This window comes from Photobacterium sanguinicancri (genome assembly GCF_002265265.1).
GTDB classification, from domain to species: Bacteria; Pseudomonadota; Gammaproteobacteria; order Enterobacterales; family Vibrionaceae; genus Photobacterium; species Photobacterium sanguinicancri.
In genome coordinates this window covers 1-432 of sequence record NZ_NOIF01000466.1, presented here as the reverse complement: position 1 = coordinate 432, position 432 = coordinate 1, and the positions used below count along the sequence as shown (strand labels likewise).

Below are 432 nucleotides of genomic sequence, written 5' to 3'. Positions count from 1 at the left end.
GTGCTACGCCCCCGCTGTTGTGTCCCACGCCACGTGTGGTCCATAACGGCTGCCAGAGGCTGATAGCTATGCGTTGGATGGCAGGATCGTGAGAGGCAGCTGCAGATAGCGGCGCGACCTACTAGGTTGGAACCATGGACGAGCCACCAGACTTTGCGTTCGATCTGGATCGCAGCACAGCGCAGGCGTGGAACCAGTTCGCCGAGCGTCTGGCGGAGGTCGTCTCTGTCATTGACGACGACGGCGAACTAACGATCTCAACCCTGTCCGCGCGCACCGACACGGCTCCCTTTATACGCTTCGTGCAAGATGATCCTGGTTGCAGCGACGATACCGCGATGATTCTTGCCGAAGCATCCAGCAATAACTGTTTACCGGAGAGTGCATGCCTTACGTCGGGCCAGCTTGACGGCCTGAGATCCCTAGGATGGC

Annotated in this window: 1 protein-coding gene; it reads left to right on the top strand. The window is 59.3% G+C overall.

Translation table 11 applies throughout. The features are described 5' to 3' along the window. Positions 1 to 134: 134 nt before the first annotated feature. Positions 135 to 432: TY-Chap domain-containing protein (locus ASV53_RS26580; RefSeq protein WP_205049247.1), on the top strand; the 298-nt coding region annotated here is incomplete at its 3' end.